The organism is Rhizobium etli 8C-3 (assembly GCF_001908375.1).
GTDB lineage: Bacteria > Pseudomonadota > Alphaproteobacteria > Rhizobiales > Rhizobiaceae > Rhizobium > Rhizobium etli_B.
Window position 1 is genome coordinate 240,366 of record NZ_CP017243.1, and the last position, 21,338, is coordinate 261,703.

Below are 21,338 nucleotides of genomic sequence, written 5' to 3' on the forward strand. Positions count from 1 at the left end.
GCCATGCAGTCAATCAAGAAAGCGCTTAGGTGGCAATGGCTCCGTGTCGGCGGGGCGGCGATCGTATGTGCCTTAATCTTCACGCTCGGACCGCATATCTCGGTCGGAGGATTTGCGCCGCTTGACAGCCTTCGCAGCCAGATCGCGGCATCGATGCTGATTCCGGTCGGATACACCGTGATCTACTTGATCCAGTCCCAGCTTTACAAGGTTCAGGCCTATTTTGAAGACCTCGTCCAATCACGAGTGTCGGGAGCGCTGGACGCGGGTGGGGCCGAGCAGAAGAAGGGAGACCCAAGGCCTTCCGACCGAAGTGTGGGGCAAGCCAGCACGCTTGCTGAAAGAGAGCTGGAGGCGATTCGTCATCGTTTCCGCGAGACCCTTACCACACTCAAGGGGCGCCGCTACGCAGGAGGTATCAGCAGGCGGTGGCTCTATCAGCGGCCCTGGTATGTGATGATCGGTCCGCCCAACTCGGGGAAGACCACAGCAATAGTCAATTCCGGGCTCAGCTTTCCGATGGCGGCGAGGTCCGGTCTGAGAGCCGCCGGTGGGTTAGCGGGTACGGAAAACTGCGACTGGTGGATCACCGATGACGCGGTGTTCGTCGACACTGCTGGGCGCTACACGATACAGGAGGGTGATGCAGACCGGGACAAAGCGGTTTGGCGTGGCTTGCTTCGTATGCTCAGACGCTCCCGGCCACGGCAGCCGCTGAACGGTGTCTTAGTCACGATCGCAATCAGCGAGCTGAATTCTACATCCGAGGAAGTGCTCGCCGATCGCGCGCGCTGTATCCGTGAGCGGCTCCTCGAAGTGTACAGGGAGCTTCGCCTGCAACTGCCGATTTATGTGCTTTTCACTAAGAGCGATCTGCTGGCGGGATTTGTTGAATTCTTCGACGATCTGGGTCGCGAGGGGCGGGAGGCGGTGTGGGGGTTCACCTATGCGCAAGAGGCGTCGGAGGACGAAGGCGATCCGATGGCGTTTGCCGCAGCATACGATGCGCTTGTTGGCCGCCTAAACGAAAGGCTGCTTGAACGAATGCAGCACGAAAGCAACCTCCAGCGTCGCGCGCTCATGTTCGGCTTCCCACAGCAGGTCGCTAGCCTCAAGCACCTGACGCAACAGTTCTTGAAGGAAGCCTTTGGCGGGAATTCGTTCCAGGAACCGCTTATGCTCCGCGGCGTCTACTTCTTAAGCGGCACGCAAATTGGCATGCCCTTCGATCGACTTGCGAACGCCAGATCTCAGACCTTCGAGATCGCTCAGCCGCCCTGTACAGCGCTTCGTGGCCCGGGCCGTGGTTATTTCATCAGCCGGCTGCTGCGCGAAGTCGTTTTCGCCGAAGCTGGGCTCGTCGATGCCAATCACCGCTTCGATCGGCGCCAGCGGCGGATCCGGTATGGCGCCTACACGATGATAGCGGCGGTCATTGTTACCGCCAGCGTCTTATGGACGTTCAGCTATATTCGGAATGTTCAGCTGATCGAGAGCGTTCGCCTAATGGCTGGCAGCTATGCCAGAGGGGCCGAAAAGCTGAAGCTCGACCGGGTTGAGAGTGGCGATCTTCGACCCATCCTGCCACTGCTTCAGCGGCTGCGTGATGCCAACGGCGACAGCGCGGGCGGCCCCCTATCAAGTTCGGGTCTCGACCAGAGTAAGAAAATCAAGGTTCAGACGCTCGCGGCGTACCGCCGCGCCGTGAACACCATCCTGCTGCCGCGGCTGATGTTCCGGTTGGAAACCTTATTGGTCGAGCGGCACGACGATGATCAGTTCGTCTACCAGGCGTTAAAGGTTTACCTGATGCTGGGTCAGCAGGGTCCGCTCCAGCGCGCGGTCGTCAAGAACTGGATGGCTGCCGACTGGCGAGTGATGTTTCCGGCCGAAGCCGATGCCGGCCTGCGCAGCGCGCTCGCTGATCACCTGGATGCACTCATGGAAGGGCCGCTGCCCCATAGTGAGCTTAATGGCGAACTGATCGAGAGGAGCCGCGCGAAGCTCCAGACCGTCTCGATGGCGCGCCGCGTCCTCGACATCATCGCGACCAGTCCCGAAGCCTCGCGGGCGCCAACCTGGCGTCTGGCCGACCATGCCGGGCCGCTGGCGCAGGGCGTCCTGGCTCGCAAATCGGGACAGCCGCTCAGCGAGGGGGTTCCTGGCATCTACACGAGGGCGGGGTTTTACGGAACCTTCCTGCGATTGCTGCCGCAAGTGGCTGACGCTGTCGCTGCAGAAGGCTGGGTTCTCGACTCACAGGTAGTCGCGCCGATTGCAGCCGGTGATGTGAGCCAGAAGCTGCGGCGTTCGGCGGCGGATCTCTACGCTCAGGAGTTCGCGTTGCGCTGGGACCAGCTCATTGGCGATATGTCCATCCGCCCCTCTGGGGGTATCGATGACGCGCTGCGCACCTTGAACACGCTGTCCGCGCCGACGTCACCAATGCGCCTGTTCCTTTTCGCGGCGGCGCAGGAGCTAAAGCTCAAGCAACCACCGGCTCCCGAGGACGGCTTGACGAAAGGTGACAGTGTCCCCCAGGGCGAGGTGTTGCCAAGCGAGCTCGAGGCACTGTTCCGGTCCCAACCGGCCGCGGACACGCCTGAAGCTCACGTCCAGCTCTATATGGGCGATCATTTCCGGTGGCTGCACCAGCTGGTCGAAGTGCCGTCGAACAGCCAAGCGGGCGCGCAGGCGCCGATTGACAGTGCTCTCCGGGATCTTGGCGAACTGTATCGCTCCCTCAGCCAGGCGCAGGGGCTGGCGGGTTCGAACATCTTGGAACACAACGGGCAGGCGGGCGTCGCCATCCAACAGATCGAGGCGGGGGCGGCCGATCTGCCCGAACCCATCCGGCAATGGATCCTCGGCCTCAGCCGCCACAGCTCGGACTTAACCGTCAGCGGCATGAGGCGCGGGTTGGCGAGCGGTTGGGCGGGCGGCCCCGGCGATTTGTGCCGACGGGCTACCGAAGGACGGTATCCCTTCGCGAGCGGATCCCGCCGGGATATCCCTTTGAGCGATTTCGCCCGGCTGTTCGGCCGCAAGGCGGAGATCGACACTTTCTTCGCCGAGAACCTTTCCCCATTCGTCGACAAATCCAAAGGCTCGTGGCAGTTTCGGCCAACGAGCGGTGTCGATTTCCCTATCGGCCGCAATACCTTGGCCCAGTTCCAACGGGCAGCCACGATCCGCGACACCATGTTCGATGATGCCGGCAAGGTGTCAGTTGGATTCCTGCTCACCGTCGCCGAGACCGATCCGTTGACAGACCAGGTGGTGGTAGACATCGACGGCCAGCGCCTCGAACATCGACGAGGAACAGCCGCCGCGGCCATGCATTTCCATTGGCCTACGGCCGGCGGCGTCGGCGGCGCTTCCGTCGCTTTCATCGGTTTTCAAGGCGCCACCCTCTCCAAGAGCGGCCATTGGGCGCTGTTTCGCCTCTTAAATGAGGCGGATAAGCAGCCATTGGGAGGAGGGGACCTTATTCAGGTACGACTGGTGTCCGGTCGCCATTGGGCGGTTTTTAACCTCCAGCCTGACAGCGTGATGAGCCCGTTGTCCCGCAATCTGTTGTCAGAATTCCGATGTCCAGATTTCTTATGAACGCCGGGATAGCATCCGACTGGCGCTGGGAAAGCCCTATGGGGTCACGAGACGCCCACGCAGGTCTGCGGCGGGAGAGGTCGGCATGTCGGTTGCCGGCCGGATCGGAGGCGGTCACGGCTGCGACTGGCGGCGATCGTCGCTTGATCTCGGCGCGCCGCTTTCCCGCTCGACTAGACCGCTGGAGAGCGCGGTCACCTCCATCAGGCAGATCTTCGGGAAGTTGGGTGATCAGATCCTGTCCCACCCTATCAACCGACGTACACTGATCTAGAACAGGAAACTGGAGAGATATAATGGCCGGAATGAAGCACAATAGGACAAGAGCGAAGAAATTTCTGCAGTTGATCGACCAGACGAAGAACAGAGCGGATTTGGAGTTCTGCTTTGCGGTTGGCACGGTTGGCGATCTGCGGAAGCCTGCTGTCCTGGTGAGTAAGAAAAAGCTCAATGGATTGGCACAAACTTTGAAAAACATGCCTTTTGAAGATGATGAGGATAGTAGTAAGGAGAACTTTTCGCTTCTGCGGAGAGGCACGGGCAGGATGAACGAAAACGGCGTTATCCTCGTCAAGTTGGCTGATGGTGGAAAGGCCGGGTTCCCGCAGGTCCAAAAGGTGATGAAGAAGTATTTCGTGAACTTCCGCATGAGGTTGCCTGACATGCAGGAAGCAGGAATCTTAACTGAAGAAGACATTCAGCAGTTTGAGATGAACGCCGAGGAGAACTCCCAATTTCTTCCACCCGACGACTCTGAAGAATTCAATCGGCCGATGACGGCGCTCGATAGCGCGGAAGGGAACTCTGCAGGGAGTGTTGAGGAAACTGAAGAGAGAAGCAAGCGTGAAGGCGGGGCTGAGCTCCTGGAGCAGCTTCTCCCGGAAGTGAAGGAGGGGATTGCCGCCGCGGCCGCGACCATTTCCAATCACGCAGTAAGTCTCAGCGCGCAAATTGGCGCGGGACAGACCGCAGAGTTGTCCCATCTGACCACGAAGATCGCGGATTGGCTGCAACGTGTGCTGGCTGCGACGCCTCCGGAAGAGCAGGAGGCAACGTTGCACAACTTCGCCGGCCGACTTCTGTTGATGCTGGCCTATCCTGAGAATCTGCGAAATCTTCAATATGTGGATGACATGCCCGATGGGGCGGGGCAGGGCGAGACAAACGGCGACCGCCGCGAAGAGGTCGTGGTGAATGGGATCGATCTGAACAGAGTTCCAACGGGCGCTCTCGATCAAGACGAGGTAGTAGAGTCCTTGTTCCGTCTGATCAAGGCAAAGGCTCAGGAGCGACAGCTTTCTTATCCGCTAGAGAACGCGAATTCTGAGAGGATTGCGAAGATAGTGTCGTCGCAATGGCCGAAGGAACTAGGCGATGCAGCCCGTAGGCGCGCGGTTGTGGAGCGTCTGATCGCAGCGGTGGTCCCGCGGCCCGGTAACGATGATCAACTTCTGGTCCTTCTTGGCATCGCAGACCAGCCCGAACGGACCAAATCCATCGAGAACTCGGTCGAAAGTATCATAGCTATATGGCAGGCTTATCTCGACACTGCCTTGACGCTGCGGGATGAGGTAAAGAGCAAGATCAACCAGATGGTCGATGTGGAAGCCCGCGGCGGAACGTGGAGGTATGTCGACGACATCTTCCTGCAGTTCGGAGGAGAGCTTTCAGATCAGCTCTCCGCCATCACCGAACGCAACGGTGAGGCACTGTCGAGCGCGACCGAGCGTGTCCGAACCACAGTCCAGAAGAAGCTCGATTATCTCAACGGCAGCGACATTGTAGCCATGCTTGACAATCCTCCAATCGACATCGGTCCGGGCACTATAGGGCAGACGCTGCGGGAAGGGCTCGCGGCCATCACCGATGGACTGAAGCGCATCGAAACCTCGCGCGCCGCGCCCGCCGCGTAATAATCGCCTGTCTCGATGCCGGCCGACCCACCGGAAGGCCGGGCGAGCAGGCCATCAACGGCCTCATCAGCGACGGAAGGAGTTCCGCCGCTCAGGTGGGTCAGCGAAGCGGTGAAGGAGCGGCGCACCAACAGAGGCTCTTCGGCTCTTCTTCATCGGCTGCCGCTTCAACGACCAGATGCTGCGCACCTACGCCCGACAGATCATGACGCGATCCAACGCACCACGTTTTGCGGTGCTGGATGCGGCAGCGCCGACCAACAACCAACGCCGTTTCCTTGCAGCAAGCCCGATCACGCTTATCGACGTGCCGACTGGCGAAGCTGCGGCTAGGCTTATCGGCTGAAAACCAGAGTAGAGAAGGAGTGTTGCGGGTACGACGATACACGAGGATTTCGGAGGTCGGTCGTCGGCACCGACGTCGGAGGCGGATTTGCCGTAAACGTTGATCATCACGGCCGCTGTTTGAAAGTGCCGCTCGCCTTGCTATGAATCCACCCATCCCTTTTTTGCACGCATTCCATCCAAACAAACAATTTTACTGGTCAAAACAATTGCCCTTAGAAAAAACGCTGAAGAGCGCTGTGCAGAACGATTGTGTGGAGTTCTAAAAATGGGTCCTCAGGTTCGGTAGAGACTGTGCTGGAAAACGAGTTGGAGCACTCTGTCAGTTGCCTGGCCTCGATTGTTATCACGTTGGACGTGATCGGCCAAATCTTGGCCGTTGCTTCTGCCGTTTCAGTGCTAATGGGCTCTCACAAGAAGCACTGTTGCCTGGTCGACTAAATCTGTGAGTGCATCCCTCACAATGACTAGAAGCCAGAGCAGGCGCGCTCGCAGCCGCAAGGACATGATCTGCGCCTTTTGCAGGAACACCAAACCTCGTGATTTTCTTGCGGCTGTCGGGCCGAAATATGAAGGACTGAGTAATGTGGATAGATTACGTGGCAGTTCTGCTGCAAATGCTTCGGTCAGGGTTTCCGTGCGGCGTCGCAACTATAGCATCAAGAAGGTTGCGCAGCATCGATTGTCGGCAATGTCGCCGAGCCGGTCGCTATTAGTATCGGCTTCGCCTGTGAGCTCTATCTGACACGTCAAACACAAGCTTTGAACTTACGAAAGCCGGCGGTCGGGCCAGAGCGACCTACCTTTCGAAACGGACTGGAGAGCAACATGCTGTGTCTAGGGCTGAGTGGGCGTCTAAGCAGAGTCTACGAAAATTCGTTCGATCTACCGAACAGCTTTATGCACAATGGGGCTGCGGTTCGCGTTCGCGACGGCCGAGTGATAGCGGCAGTCGAAGAGGAACGGCCTAACCGAATCAAGCACTCCAACACGCTACCAATTCGTTCGATTCAATATTGCCTCGCATCTGCAGGTGTTCAGCTTAGCGACATCGACCGCATCGCGTATTATGCAACCGAGGCCTATTGCAACGCTGTGCTCGAGCGCGTGCGCCTCTCTCACCCAAGCACCCCAGTATCGGATGCGAGGCTGTTGCAACGGGCTCGGGGAGGTCGACACGGGCTCTATATTCCTGTGGGACACCCCGATGTTCCATGTGATCGCCATCGTCACACAGATCTGGCCGCCCATTGGACGCGTGATGGCACAATGCCATGGAGGTTGTCACCCGCGCTCCACCGCCGAGATGAACTCGAAAACGTTGGACCCGGAATTGATTGTTGAGGAATGAACTTCATGAAACGCAATGTAGAAAAAGAGGTGACGGATCAACTCGCTTATAGGCGAAAGATGTTGCAAGATTGGAGAGGAGAGCGCCTCACTGGACACCAGATAAACCTAGCATCAATAGACCTCAACCTCCTGGTGGCGCTCGAGGCTCTGCTCGAATACCGGAACGTGACGCACGCGGGCCAGCACATCGGGCGGAGTCAACCGGCGATGAGCCGGGCACTGGGAAGGCTGCGCGGCTTGTTCAATGATGATCTCCTGGTGCGGTCTTCAACGGGTTTGATCCCAACGCCGCAAGGCGAACATTTGGCTCAAAGGCTGCCGTCGGCACTGCGTACGATCCGAGAGATGGTGACAAGCCGCAGCGTAATCTCAAAAGAATGGGGGAGGGGGGCAACGCTGGCGATCCCCGATCATCAAGCTTTGGCTGTACTACCGCGCCTCCTGCCGTGGTTACGCGAGCGTGCCCCTCATCTCGACACACTCGCCTGTTTGCCGTTTGATCGTGCCGTGCGGGGGCTTGAGCAAGGTGATATTGATTTGGCCGTTGGGCATATCGACGTGCAACTGCCTGGCTATTTTCGGCGCAGTCTTTATACAGACCGCTTCGCGTGTTTGTTGCGCCACGGCCATCCAGCGCTGGCGCAGGAATGGACGATCGACAACTTCGCGACCTTGCGTCACGCTGCCATCAGTACGGACTCCCCCGACCACTTCGGCCCGATCTACGACCACTTGCCCAACCTGCGAGCGGATCGTAGTCCCATACTTTTTTCCAGCGTTCTCACGGCAGCGGTGGTAGCTTCGGCAACGGATTTGGTATTGCTCGTCCCGCGCCGCGTTGCGACCCAAGTTTCCGCGATGCTGCCGCTTAGGGTTGTTGATCCACCCCTCGAGCCGGCACCGTACAAGGTCATGCTCATCTGGCACGAGCGGTGCCATCACGACCCGCAGCATAAATGGCTGCGCAAGGAGGTCGCCGCCGCGTTGGAGACGGGAGCGGACTGACACAAGAAGCGGGTGATCGGGATGCTCCTGAAGCATCAAAGAGAGCAACCGGGCATTTTGCGCGGGGAGGTGACCAAGGCCTCAGCGCTGCTGCGACCGAGAGTGCCCGGCATGTTGGACGAATATCGAGACTTGGCTGCCTATGTGCTCGCGGGGCCTGCTTGTGTCCGGGCTTCTGCTGAGCTGCGGCACGGCCCGGCAGTGGCGCGGATATCTTCGCGTCGACTCTCGGATCGACCATGTTGGTGGTGATCGTCAAGTGATCAACATTCATGTCAGCAAGCTCGCCGACACGGTCCGGCAGTGCCAGACCGTTGGTTGAAAGACACAGCTTGATATCGGGGATCTCTGTGGCTCCGCGTTCAAATGTCGCCTTTGTCTTCTTTCGGTCATAACAGGCATCGCTTGGTCCGGTGATAAAGAGCACGGAAAGCTGAGGGACTTCATTGGCGACCGCAACGACCTTTCGCAGGGCCTGGTCAGGCGTCAGCTTTTCCGAGACGACCCCAGGCCGGCTTTCGTTGGCGCAGTATTTACGATCGCAGTAGTTGCACTGGATATTGCAGGCTGGTGCGGCTACGACGTGCATGCGCGCGAAATAGTAAACTTCTTCTGAATAGCAGGAAAGGTCCTTGATTTTCTCCCACACAGCCGGCTCGGCGTGGTGCGGCTTTGCGGACGAACCGCACAATGACGCGGCGCAAGCAGTGGACTTCGCTGTGGCCAGCAGTTGGTTCATGGTTGTCGTGCTGGTCAGGCTCTTGAGCGAAATCATTGGTGGGGACATTGAAGGCTCCGTTGCTGCTTAACATCGCGGTTCAAAAAGCAAGGGCCATGCCAATGCAAATAGTTAGGTTTTTCAGCGGGTTAGCGTTTTTTGTCCGGTTCCCTCCATTTGCTACCCGACATAGGGTTGTCAGGCATTTGACAATAGACAGACACCGGTAAAATGGCGGCTCGCCTCGAGTGCATGAGTTGAGGAGGGCAGGTCGGGCCGTTCGACCACACCAGGCTTAGAACTTTCTTTCACCCCGATTTGATGCCCGCGGATGGCATAACCAACCTAAGGTGGGGTGAGGCCGGAGGCGAGCCGCCTGGCCTGAACCCACCCAGATTTCTCCATCGCGTCGATCAGCCGTTCCCGCTCGGTCAGACGCGCACCGATTGCGAGCCAGGCAGGATCGTTCGGATCACAGGCTTTGGAGGAGGCTTCGCCGAGGCAGGCGCCGGCGCGCCCGGCGGCCGCAAACGGGGATCCAGTCGACATTGGGCTCTTTCTGGCGAACTCGTCAATCGCATTGTTGCCGAATGGACCGTTAGCTCCCTTCCACACAAGCGCAGAGGGGCACTGGCTGTTCTTGCAGGCAAAATCCAACGGAGCAATGGTCCTTGATTGCGCGAGAGTTGCTGTCCTACGCACGCGGTTTCAAGTTCACAGACGTTCCCTGGGAAGCGGCATTGCGAGGCCAGGTCAAGCGCCGACGGCGCGAATGTCCGTTCGCAGATGCACCGAACGCCACTTTCAACTCAAGACTAGACTTGCGACGAGCCATGGACCAAGAGAAAATGGTCGAATTGCATGATCGCGAAACGATCCGCGACTGTCTCTATCGGTATTGCCGCGGGATAGACAGGCGGACGAGGCGGCGCTGCGCAGCTCCTTCTGGGTCGATGCGCAGGACAATCATGGAGCGGATACGGGCTCCGCCGAGGCTTCATTGAGTTCGCGCTTGGTGTCTTCAAGACCGAACCGCCCAACATCCACCAGATCACGAAAGTTCTGATTGAGTTTATCAGCCCGACTGAAGCAACTGTCGAGAGCTACTTCACAGTGCAGCATGAGGCGGGCCGTCGCAGACAGTCGCAGCAAGATTGCAGTCTCTAATCTTCGCCTGCGTCCTCGTAATAGAGGGGCGTATCAACTCGGCCGGCGGCGCAAAAAGTCATCACGATGACGGCAAGCTTTTATTCGCGGTTCAAATTGAGGTGTTCGAAGTACCAAGAGGGGTCATCATCGGATGAATCTGTCTCGACACTGGCTTCACTCGAATGCCCCTCGACACCTGCTTCATCGTCGCTAAGATAGTCCACGGTTTTCGAGAGATAACTCCAAGGTTTGCCTGCGCGCTGCCATCCACCCTTGCTATTCTTTGTCCACTTGTCCGGATGTTGCGTAGGGTCGAGCACCCAGCGATTTTGACCCACGTCAACGAAACCCATCTGCTCTAGACGGGCTCCCATCTCTGGCGAAGCGGGACGTGACATGATTAACGGCTGTTCGCCGTCGAGTTGAAGTTGATGTTCGAGCAGAATATCGCCTGCGTTCTCGACAAGCGGATGAGTAACGCGAAGGTCTACAATCGAAGTGATTCTTTTCCGACCGGGAAAAAGTTCCCGCCACGGCTCGTTCTCGATGCTAAATCCATCCTCTGTTCTTAAAAGCCCAACGCTTCGTTCTCCCAGATCATAGCTGAAATATCGCGCGCTGGGCGTATCATTGTCGGTGCCGCCGTAGAGTCGAGCGATGGTAGCCGTACGCAGGGCTTTAGAGGACACGAAGGGCGAGTACTCTTGTGGATTGACGGAAATGTGCTTGATATCATCACCGTAAAATTCCCTCACTTTTCTGGCAAATGTCGATCTGTCGAGCACCTTAATTGGAGGTTCGGAAGAGAGCGAGTATGGCCGCGTTGGCGACGAAGGCGAACGAGCATGGGGATCTGACGTTGATCGGGACGGCATGCCCGTAAGTGTTTGTGCCCCGGTCATATTCTCGATCCACCCCGCCATGGCCCGGGTGCGATCATCTTCCTCGGAAATGTTGTAGCGCAGCGATCGTTCTGTGTTATCCATGGCGGTCTCTCCTGAGAGTGAAAGGTGTGATGAAGCGCATCCTTTTCAGTCGCTTCACATGTGGGAACGGTGCGCTCACATGTCCGGCCTATAAAGCGGATACGTGACTGCTAAGCTTCGATGAAGCGGGGGGTACGCGTTGCATGCGCGGCTCCTGGTCTCGCCTAGAGGGGACTAAACTTCCGCGAACTGGGCGGAAAGACGACCTGCGGGGCCCATATAGCCCGATGCGATCACTGGTTCTGCCAGCGTCGTCCGGACCCGCTCGGGAAGCTGCTCACAGCCGGTTGTCGTCCGCGAGCTTCTGGAGCTCTGGCGGAACAGTGCCGGCGGCTTGGCCAGCCGCAGTGATTGTAGTTGCATTAACATCGCCAGCGTCCATCCACGTTATAGTTCGTCTTACCGCCTCCAGCCGCTCCTCGTCTCCTCCTGATCCCTTTCCTCAGCCCAAGCCTCGAGGATTCGTGAAAGCGTGGTCCCTTCGCCAAACCATCGTGGAAGTCCGTCGGAGGTGTCTGCGCCGCGGCAGGGCTAAGATTAGCTTGAATGTTAGAGGTGTCCTCGGAGGATTTACCGCCCCGCGGGCCTGTTCTGTGTTCACCGTTGTTGGTCTCCAATTGCAGATTACGCATATGCTAGTGCAACCGGACTGGCCGCCATCATGCAAAACCGATATTCCAAAATGCTTTGGAAAAGCGGATCCACGGAGTCCCCTTAGGTGGTGAAGGTTCTGAGGAGTAGGTGGGCATCAGTGGTTTTTCGGCAGGGTCTGGTTGTTCAAGCACAGCCCGATAGAAGGCCACTGATGACCAATGAGATGATGGACCTCCGCTCGGGAATACGTCATGCCAAGCTGATAGCTGCTTGGCGGCGCAAGTCCCATCCGGCCAAAGTCACAGCGGCGAAGCCGGGGCGAGTCTTGCGGGCGTCGCGGTAACGGGGGGGGCTGAAGTGTAGACAGATACGGGTGCGGGAATGAGCCTCAAAAGTTGAATGATCACGGAAGGCCGAGTGGGTTCTGTAGAGCGACAATCTGGCTGAGTCTCACCTTGTTTGTCGCCGCGCACTGAGGCGGCGAAATCAGAAAGGCCGGCGGAAAGATTGGTTGGAATCGGAATGCTGACGGCACCCTTCACGCTGCATGTTCCACACATCACCCGAAACTGCTTAAATGAAGGCCAATTTTAGCGGGCTCCGCATGGCAAGCGGCAAGCTGGCGAGCCTCTCAAGCCATGTGCCGGCCTGATGGTCGAGTGCAGACGATTGTCGGCAAGCCGTCGCATATAGCGTTCGGCCATGCCTTGAGGGCATGATTGGATCTGGCTTTAGCATGCCGGGCGGCGGTCGGCAGGCATTAGGATCGAGGTTCCAAATTTGAATTTCCGGAGGACCCGCATCGATGTACCCAAGACGGAACCAGCCGCGCGATGACGATTCTCGCGAAGTAAGTGGGTGGATCGAAGACGTGACCGGAGCTTTCGATACGGACGCCTGGATCCAGGACTACTATTCACAGAGACGAGACATGGAACAGGATCCGAGCGACTTGCGCCTCGGTTCGCACGACAGTGACGCCGGCGACCGTGTGCCGCGTCGCAGATCCGTGGGCGGTTCGATGCGAGTGACGCCGCAGTCGCTGGCGCCGGAGAACTCGTTGAGCGGCGCCCGCCACAGCATAGACGTCTCTCGGGCGGGCTCCAGCAGCTTGCGATTCGGCGGCTCGGGGAGCAAGACATCGAGCAATATGGCGGACGCGGGAGAAGTCGCCGCGGCGCCGCAGGGCAGAAGCCGCGGATTTAAGTCGCGCATGGTGTCAGGGTTCAAGAAGGCGTTCGGATTGAGCAGCGGCAAGACGTCGTCGCGGGGTTCGGGGCAGCAAGACGTCGATGCCGCAACCGAGACTCACGTGGTCTCAACCAAGGTTCGCGTCGATTACGCCAAGCGTGGTCGCCCCGCCGACCGGGACATGCATCCCGATGACGAGTCCCGCATCAACCAGTTCGCGGAAGCAGTCCGAAACTACGAAATTCTACCCGACGGTAGCATCGGCCGAGGGGACGGAAGGGTTCCCGAGCGTACCGTCGAGAACAATTTGGGGATTCTTAAGAGGTTCGCTCGTTGGCTCAGAGCAGAGAACAGAGATTCGATGGCTTCTCGGTTTTTAAACGATCCAGATTCACTAGCCGTTGATATCGCGGCTTATTGGGCAAGCGGTGGGGATGGTCAGGGCCGTCTTCAGTCAGCACTGTCTCATTTCAGGAGGCTCGCGCCTGAGGGGCAAGAACTCCAAGCCGTTGGACCTGGGCCGCGCCTGATGGGACGCCAGATACATGATCCTTATCCCGACGACGCCCGCGTCATTGATAGCTTGGCCAAGGAAGAGGTCCCGAATTCTCGGAAAAATGCCAGTGGGCAACGAAAGTTTAGCGCTTGGCTCAAAAGGGAGGGCAGGGAGAGCATAGTCAGCCGACTCACCGGTACTGATGAGCAGCGACGGTCGTTGCAGGAGGATTTTAGGGCCTTTACCAAGGATGAAGGAAAAAAAGTGGTCGTGGGTTTCGATCGGCTGCGGCAGTATCTAGGCGCCGAGTCGCAGTTGAAACAGCATGATCCTTATCCCGACGACGCCCTCATGATTGATAGCTTCGCCAACGAAGAGCTGAGCAAGCTCGGATCGGGCTCGACTTCCAAGAGGAATGTTGTCTGGACTATAGCCAGCAATCAACGAAAGTTTAGTAATTGGCTGCAAACCAGGGGTAGGGAGAGCATAGCGAGCCGGCTCAACGGCAGCGAGATGCAGCAAAGGTCCTTGAAAAAAGATTACCAAGACTTCACCGAAGCCATGGGAAAAAACCTCACCATGTCTTTCAAGCGGCTTCGGCAGTACCAGCAAGTCGTTGAGGCGAACGCAGCGTCGGGGTTGTCCCCTGAGCAGGCAAGTGGCCGGGAACCGGCCGGTCTGGACGGCCGTTCGGATTCACGTGCCGAGTTCAGATCAACTTCGCCGCTGCAGCAGGTTGATCCATCGATCGAAGGCCGCAGCGGATTGTCGCTCGACCATACCGAATGGTTGGGCGACCAGCATATCCAGACGGATTATGAGCTGCTAATGCAGGACTTGCAGCGAAACGATCCGGATCTCGCCGCCAGGACGCGGCTTATCGATCCCCTGATAGCCCATTATCATCTGCGCCTGGGCGATGAGAGCACCGCGCTGAGCGCTTTCCAGCGCATCGTTAATGATCAGGATGGAAGAGATACAGCCGACTTCCTGTTCCTTCCAGTGAGCGATGCCAGTGCTTCGGATCCTGATCACCGCGGCACCCATTGGTCGCTGCTACTCGTTGACCGTCGCAACCGCGAGGGGCCGGCTGCCTATCACTATGACTCCTTCCGGGGCCAGAACGACGAGTTTGCAGCAATGCTCGCACAAAGATTGGGTACCCGTCTGGAGCCCGTCCGCATGACCCAACAGCGCAACGACTATGATTGCGGAGTCTTCGTGGTTGACGGCACGCGGGCGCTCGTTAGACGACTGGCGCGAAGAGGCCGGCCAGCCGTGCTGCACCTCGACAACCTCGTCGCCGATCGGGAGCAACTCCAACGACGTCTGAGCCCCGCGCCCAACAGTGCTCGAGCGGGGGCTGCGGCGGCTGGACCGGAGTCCTCCACACAGATCGCCGATCCCGCAGAGTTTTGGCATGGAGTGGCTCAACCCGGCCAGCTTCCCGATAGCTGGAATACAGCGCCCTTCCGGCAGGATTTGCCGTCAGCCGCCTATTCACCGGTGCAAAGCGTCAATCCGCCAGACGCACCATGGGAGCAAAGCTTGGGGGCATCGATCTTCGGCACCCCACAGTACATGCTGCCTGTGGACGACTTGGGAGAAGCTGTCCCTCCGAGCTGGCAACACCGCAATCAACCGGCACCGGCTGGCCTTCGGCTTGCAATGTCCTGGCTTGAGTTGCTGCCGAGCGCGGACAACCCCCAGACCAGCATCACTATCCATGGTGTGCCCTACACGGCCACTCTGGGGCCATCAGGCAGGGAGAACGACATTTACCTTTTCCAGCAATAGGGTGGAGATGGATCGAGCAATAGATGCCAGTCGTTCTTGAAAAAGCACCAAATCGTTGAGGGAGAATCCGTTTTTACGCGGCCACGTGCAGCCGCCAACCCAGATGAGACGATCCCCAGTGCCCGGGGCGACATCGAATGTGCACGTCGCCAGTCTTCCTTCAAAACGTGACGTTTGGCCAGCATCCCAAGAGGCGACGGCTGTCGCATCTGAGGTGTAGACAGATACGGATGCGGGAAGAGCCTCGGGTGCGAAGGATGCTGGCGCGGTCGCTGAAGTGCTTAGTGCCGTCTATGACGGCCTACCCTTTGCGGGTTCTACTATGGCTTCAGGCCCGGACGAAACCCGCCCATGGCGCCGGATGCATTTCATACGGCGATCATGAACCAACGTGTGAGTTGGGTGCTCGATGCCGACCCCGTATCCTGCAACTATCAAACTATGCCTGCGGGCGGGTGCCGCGGTGGACCGACTTGTTCATCACGCAACGATCTTCGAAATGAACGTCGAAAGCTATCGACGACGTTCCGCCATGGAGGCCAAACGCCAGCGCGGCAGGCCAGCCTCATTCGCGACAATCAAAGGCACCGCACAGTTTGTCGCGGAGCGGCAATCAGACCACGATGAAGCTCTTGCCAGCGACAATCAACATGATAACTTCATCCCGACCGCGACATAAGAATCTCATCCAGATTGTCGCGCGCGTCTCATCCTGATCGCCGCGCCATAGGTCGCATAACTATCAAGCGCGCAACGGGTTCTGTCAGCAGCTACACCGCATATGGTTCCGTTGCCTGAGGCGGCGAAATCAGAAAGGCCGGCGGATGGATTGGTTGGAACCGGAAATCCTGACGGCACCCTTCACGCTGCATGTCCCACATATCACTCGAACTGCTTAAATGAAGGCCAATTCTAGCGGGCTCCGCATGGCAAGCGGCAAGCTGGCGAGCCTCTCAAGCCATGTGCCGGCCTGATGGTCGAGTGCAGACGATTGTCGGCAAGCCGTCGCCATATGGTGTTCGGCCATGCCTTGGGGGCATGATTGGATCTGGCTTTAGCATGCTGGGCGGCGGTCGGCAGGCATTAGGATTGAGGTTCCAAATTTGATTTCCGGAGGACCGGCATCGATGTACCCAAGACGGAACCAGCCGCGCGATGACGATTCTCGCGAAGTAAGTGGGTGGATCGAAGGCGTGACCGGAGCTTTCGATACGGACGCCTGGATCGACGACTACTATTCAGAGAGCCGAGACCTGGAACAGGATCCGAGCGACTTGCGCCTCGGTTCGCACGACAGTGACGCCGGCGACCGTGTGCCGCGTCGCAGATCCGTGGGCGGTTCGATGCGAGTGACGCCGCAGTCGCTGGCGCCGGAGAGGGGTTCGGGGCAGCAAGACGTCGATGCCGCAACGGAGACTCACGTGGTCTCAACTAAGGTTCGAAAGCGTGGTCGCCCCGCCGACCGAGACATGCATCCTGATGACGAGACCCGTATCAACCAGTTCGCGGAAGCAGTCCGAAACTACGAAATTCTACCCGACGGTAGCGTCGGCCGAGGGGACGGAAGGGTTCCCGAGGCTACCGTCGAGAACAATTTATGGGTTCTTAGGGGGTTCGCTCGTTGGCTCCGAGCAGAGAACAGAGATTCGATGGCTTCTCGGCTTTTAAACGATCCAGATTCACTAGCCGTTGATATCGCGGATTATTTGGCAAGCGGTGGGGATGGTCGGAACCGTCTTAAGTCAGCACTGTCTCATTTCAGGAGGCTCGGACCTGAGGGGCAAGAACTCCAAGCCGTTGGACCTGGGCCGCGCCTGATGGGACGCCAGATACATGATCCTTATCCCGACGACGCCCGCGTCATTGATAGCTTGGCCAAGGAAGAGCTGAGTAAGTTCGGACCGGTCTCGACTTCCCGGAATAATACCAGTCACCAACGAAAGTTTAGCGCTTGGCTCAAAAGGGAGGGCAGGGAGAGCATAGTCAGCCGGCTCACCGGCAGTGATGAGCAGCAACAGTCGTTGAAGGAGGATTTTAGGGCCTTTACCAAGGAGGAAGGAAAAAAAGTGGTCGTGAGTTTCGATCGGCTGCGGCAGTATCTAGGCGCCGAGTCGCAGTTGAAACAGCATCATCCTTATCCCGACGACGCCCGCATCATTGATGACCTAGCCAAGGAAGCGCTGAGCAAGCTCGGATCGAACTCGACTTCCAAGAGGAATGTTGTCTGGAATATGGCCAGCAATCAACGAAAGTTTAGCGATTGGCTCCAAAGGGAGGGCAGGGAGAGCATAGTCAGCCGACTCACCGGTACTGATCAGCAGCGACAGTCGTTGAAAAAAGATTACCAAGACTTCACCGAAGACATGGGAAAAAAACTCAATATGTCTTTCAATCGGCTTCGGCAGTACCAGCAAGTCGTTGAGGCGAACGCAGCGTCGGGGTTGTCCCCTGAGCAGGCAAGTGGCCGGGAACCGGCCGGTCTGGACGGCCGTTCGGATTCACGTGCCGAGTTCAGATCAACTTCGCCGCTGCAGCAGGTTGATCCATCGATCGAAGGCCGCAGCGGATTGTCGCTCGACCATACCGAATGGCTGGGCGACCAGCATATCCAGACGGATTATGAGCTGCTAATGCAGGACTTGCAGCGAAACGATCCGGATCTCGCCGCCAGGACGCGGCTTATCGATCCCCTGATAGCCCATTATCATCTGCGCCTGGGCGATGAGAGCACCGCGCTGAGCGCTTTCCAGCGCATCGTTAATGATCAGGATGGAAGAGATACAGCCGACTTCCTGTTCCTTCCAGTGAGCGATGCCAGTGCTTCGGATCCTGATCACCGGGGCACCCATTGGTCGCTGCTACTCGTTGACCGTCGCAACCGCGAGGAGCCGGCTGCCTATCACTATGACTCCTTCCGGGGCCAGAACGACGAGTTTGCAGCAATGCTCGCACAAAGGTTGGGTACCCGTCTGGAGCCCGTCCGCATGACCCAACAGCGCAACGGCTATGATTGCGGAGTCTTCGTGGTTGACGGCACGCGGGCGCTCGTTAGACGTCTGGCGCGAAGAGACCGGCCAGCCGTGCTGCACCTCGACAACCTCGTCGCCGATCGGGAGCAACTCCAACGACGTCTGAGCACCGCGCCCAACAGTGCTCGAGCGAGGGCTGCGGCGGCTGAACCGGAGTCCTCCACACAGATCGCCGATCCCGCAGAGTTTTGGCATGGAGTGGCTCAACCCGGCCAGCTTCCCGATAGCTGGAATACAGCGCCCTTCCGGCAGGATTTGCCGTCAGCCGCCTATTCACCGGTGCAAAGCGTCAATCCGCCAGACGCACCATGGGAGCAAAGCTTGGGGGCATCGATCTTCGGCACCCCACAGTACACGCTGCCTGTGGACGACTTGGGAGGATTTGTCCCTCCGAGCTGGCAACACGGCAATCAACCGGTACCAGATGACCTTCTGCCTGCAATGTACTTGTTTGACTTGCTGCCGAGCGCGGACAAACCCACCAACTTCAGTATCCATGGTGTGCCCTACACGGCCACTCTGGGGCCATCAGGCATGCAGAGCGACATTTACCTTTTCCTGCAATAGGGTGGAGATGGATCGAGCAATAGATGCCAGTCGTTCTTGAAAAGCACCAAACCGTTGAGAGAGAATCCGTTTTTACGCGGCCACGTGCAGCGCGCCAACCCAGATGAGACGATCCCCAGTGCCGGGGGCGACATCGAATGTGCACGTCGCCAGTCTTCCTTCAAAACGTGACGTTTGGCCAGCATCCCAAGAGGCGACGGCTGTCGCATCTGAGGTGTAGACAGATACGGATGCGGGAAGAGCCTCGGGTGCGAAGGATGCTGGCGCGGTCGCTGAAGTGCTTAGTGCCGTCTATGACGGCCTACCCTTTGCGGGTTCTACTATGGCTTCAGGCCAGGACGAAACCCGCCCATGGCGCCGGATGCATTTCATACAGCGATCATGAGCCAACGTGTGAGTTGGGTGCTCGATGCCGACCCGTATCCTGCAACTAATGCCTGCGGGCGGGTGCCGCGGTGGACCGACTTGTTCATCACGCAACGATCATTCGAAATGAACGTTGAAAGCTATCGACGACGTTCCACCCATGGGGGTCAAACGCCGGCGCGGCAGGCCAGCCTCATTCGCGACAATCAAAGGCACCGCCAGTTTGTCGCGCGCATTGCCTCGCCTGAACTGCTCCCTGAGAATGGGTTATTGCCTCATCTAAATTGCTCCCGCCGAATCAACCTCGGGAGCTGTGATGAGGAAGGTCAGCATGGCGACACGTGCGGAATTGGTGGCAGCGATCAGTTGTCGCTATGTGTTAGGCGGGCGGGCCGAGAAGGCGAGGATGTTAGACGAGTTCGTGGCGCTCACGGGCTTTCATCGCAAGCATGCGATGCGACTGCTGCGAGGAGAACGCAAACCGGCGAAGGGTGGTCCTCGGCCAGGGCGCCGGGTTTACGGCGACGACGTGCGGGCAGCGCTCGTCGTTGTTTGGGAGGCGTCGGATCGAATTTGCGGCAAGCGACTACACCCCCTGTTGCCAACACTAATCGAAGCGATGGAACGTCATGGACACGGCGATATGAATAGCGAGACGCGCCGGCGACTCTTGACGATGAGCCCAGCGACGATTGATCGGGTCCTCAAGGAGATTAAAGCGAGCGCCACGGGTCCGCGGCGCCGGAAAGGATCAACAGCGATTCGGCGTAGTGTTCCCGTTCGAACCTTCTCGGATTGGGATGACCCCGCACTTGGCTTTGTCGAAGCTGACCTCGTTTCTCATTCCGGCCCGTACCCGAGGGGTGCCTTCTCGCAAACGCTGGTGTTGACAGATATAGCCACGGGCTGGACGGAATGCGCGCCGCTGCTGGTTCGCGAGCAAACGGTACTGATCACTGCGTTGGCCGAACTGCGCAAGTTGCTGCCGTTCCCGCTGCTGGGCTTCGACACCGATAACGACAGTGTGTTCATGAACGAGAGTGTTCATGAGTATTGCTTGCGCGATAATATCGAACTTACCCGTTGCCGCCCTTACCGAAAGAATGATCAGGCATTTGTCGAGCAGAAGAATGGCGCAATCGTGCGCAAGATCGTTGGATACCGACGCTTCGAGGGGCTGCGAGCCACTCGGGAGCTGGCCAAGCTTTATTCGTCAATGCGGTTGTTCGTGAATTTCTTTCAGCCATCAGTCAAGCTGGAAGAAAAGCACCGTGACGGAGCCAAGGTGATCAAGCGCTATCATCGTCCTGCCACACTCTTCCAGCGGCTGTTTGACGACCCACGCACGCCGGAGGATACATGCCTTTGGCTCAAGGCGATGTACCTGACGCTCGAAGACTTTCTTTCTGGCTTACGGATTGCTTGGCGTGGTGGTGAAGTGAAACCGACTGCCCGCTCCAAGCCAGCGGCCAAGCGAGAGCGGCGGAGGCCCGATCCTCTACTCGCCGTCACTGCCGAACTCGAGGAATGGTTCGAGGCGGAGCCTTGGCGAACTTCGCGAGAGTTGCTTGAACGCTTGCAGGTCAAATGCCCCGGCGTGTATCCCGACGGCCTCATTCGGACCGTGCAGCGCCGAATGAAAATCTGGCGCAGTACACAGGCCAATGCGCTGGTGTTCGGGCCATTCGCCGATGCCGCGCGGCAGACGGAAAGTATAGAGGTCGGGCAGTGAGATCATTACCGAACAATACAGGATCGTCATCCGCGCTCTTACCGCCAGGTTGGCCTTCGACAACCGACCCCACCGGAAAACATGATGACCGCCCGCGAAGCCGCCCGCTCGCTACAGCGCTATTGAGAGGCGCGCTCGCGAGCGGCTTCGCTACCTCCGTCACCTGCACCAGGTGCGGGGATACGATCGGAACAACCCGTGAGGCATTCGAAAACATCGAGTGAGGCAACGACATTATTCTCCGGGAACACTCTTGGGTGAGGCAATACGGCGTCTCATCCTGATCGCCGCCCCATAGGTCGCATAACTATCAGGCGTGCAACGGGTTCTGTCAGCAGCTACACCGCAATGGTTCCGTTGCCTGAGGCGGCGAAATCAGAAAGGCCGGCGGAAAGATTGGTTGGAATCGGAAATTCTGACGGCACCCTTCGCGCTGCATGTTCCACACATCACCCGAAACTGCTTAAATGAAGGCCAATTTTAGCGGG

The 21,338-nt window shown here is 58.3% G+C and carries 10 protein-coding genes and 5 pseudogenes; 12 read left to right on the top strand and 3 right to left on the bottom strand.

Translation table 11 applies throughout. The annotated features are described in order from the left end of the window. The first annotated feature begins 3 nt into the window (after positions 1-3). From tssM to AM571_RS23735, 7 genes and pseudogenes are all read left to right on the top strand, one after another. Positions 4-3,609, top strand: a complete 3,606-nt coding sequence (gene tssM / locus AM571_RS23705) for a type VI secretion system membrane subunit TssM (protein ID WP_004678817.1) — start codon at positions 4-6, stop codon at positions 3,607-3,609. 85 nt (positions 3,610-3,694) lie between these two features. After that, entirely contained in the window at positions 3,695-3,883 is a 189-nt protein-coding gene (locus tag AM571_RS23710) for a hypothetical protein (protein ID WP_004678816.1), read from the top strand. A gap of 22 nt (positions 3,884-3,905) precedes the next feature. Next, positions 3,906-5,522: a hypothetical protein gene (locus AM571_RS23715; protein WP_004678814.1), complete on the top strand. Its 1,617-nt coding sequence runs from the start codon at positions 3,906-3,908 to the stop codon at positions 5,520-5,522. Between the two features lie 111 nt (positions 5,523-5,633). Next, a pseudogene (locus AM571_RS38235) lies at positions 5,634-5,868 on the top strand (SIR2 family protein); the annotation flags it as partial. Between the two features lie 827 nt (positions 5,869-6,695). Further along, positions 6,696-7,022 (top strand): annotated as a pseudogene (locus AM571_RS23725) (carbamoyltransferase N-terminal domain-containing protein); the annotation flags it as partial. Between the two features lie 52 nt (positions 7,023-7,074). Next, entirely contained in the window at positions 7,075-7,218 is a 144-nt protein-coding gene (locus AM571_RS23730; RefSeq protein WP_004678808.1) for a hypothetical protein, read from the top strand. Then, the gene (locus AM571_RS23735; RefSeq protein WP_018247171.1) at positions 7,215-8,225 is read left to right on the top strand and encodes a LysR substrate-binding domain-containing protein; all 1,011 of its coding nucleotides are present in this window, start codon (positions 7,215-7,217) and stop codon (positions 8,223-8,225) included. The genes AM571_RS23730 and AM571_RS23735 overlap by 4 nt, the downstream gene beginning before the upstream one ends. Before the next feature lie 211 nt (positions 8,226-8,436). Here AM571_RS23735 and AM571_RS38240 read toward each other — a convergent pair. Continuing rightward, positions 8,437-9,012 (bottom strand): annotated as a pseudogene (locus AM571_RS38240) (radical SAM protein); the annotation flags it as partial. A 276-nt stretch (positions 9,013-9,288) separates the two neighbouring features. Beyond that, a complete protein-coding gene (locus tag AM571_RS36550) occupies positions 9,289-9,492 on the bottom strand; it encodes a nif-specific regulatory protein,nifA (protein ID WP_010032001.1) in 204 nt (67 codons plus the stop codon). A 284-nt stretch (positions 9,493-9,776) separates the two neighbouring features. Here AM571_RS36550 and AM571_RS37645 point away from each other — a divergent pair. Beyond that, positions 9,777-10,056: pseudogene (locus tag AM571_RS37645) on the top strand (nuclear transport factor 2 family protein); the annotation flags it as partial. A gap of 134 nt (positions 10,057-10,190) precedes the next feature. On the opposite strand, the gene AM571_RS23755 reads toward AM571_RS37645, so the two are convergent. Next, positions 10,191-11,078, bottom strand: coding sequence for a hypothetical protein (locus AM571_RS23755; protein ID WP_004678802.1), 888 nt, complete (start codon positions 11,076-11,078; stop codon positions 10,191-10,193). 1,654 nt (positions 11,079-12,732) lie between these two features. Between AM571_RS23755 and AM571_RS23760 the strand changes: the two genes are divergently transcribed. The 4 genes and pseudogenes from AM571_RS23760 to AM571_RS23790 all read left to right on the top strand — a co-directional run bounded on the left by AM571_RS23760 (position 12,733) and on the right by AM571_RS23790 (position 20,850). Beyond that, a complete protein-coding gene (locus tag AM571_RS23760; RefSeq protein WP_420493390.1) occupies positions 12,733-15,156 on the top strand; it encodes a Ulp1 family isopeptidase in 2,424 nt (807 codons plus the stop codon). A gap of 457 nt (positions 15,157-15,613) precedes the next feature. After that, a pseudogene (locus AM571_RS23770) lies at positions 15,614-15,835 on the top strand (hypothetical protein); the annotation flags it as partial. Between the two features lie 448 nt (positions 15,836-16,283). Then, positions 16,284-18,752, top strand: a complete 2,469-nt coding sequence (locus tag AM571_RS23775) for a Ulp1 family isopeptidase (protein ID WP_074063721.1) — start codon at positions 16,284-16,286, stop codon at positions 18,750-18,752. 682 nt (positions 18,753-19,434) lie between these two features. Further along, positions 19,435-20,850: an ISNCY family transposase gene (locus AM571_RS23790; RefSeq protein ID WP_026188840.1), complete on the top strand. Its 1,416-nt coding sequence runs from the start codon at positions 19,435-19,437 to the stop codon at positions 20,848-20,850. Positions 20,851-21,338: the final 488 nt, after the last annotated feature.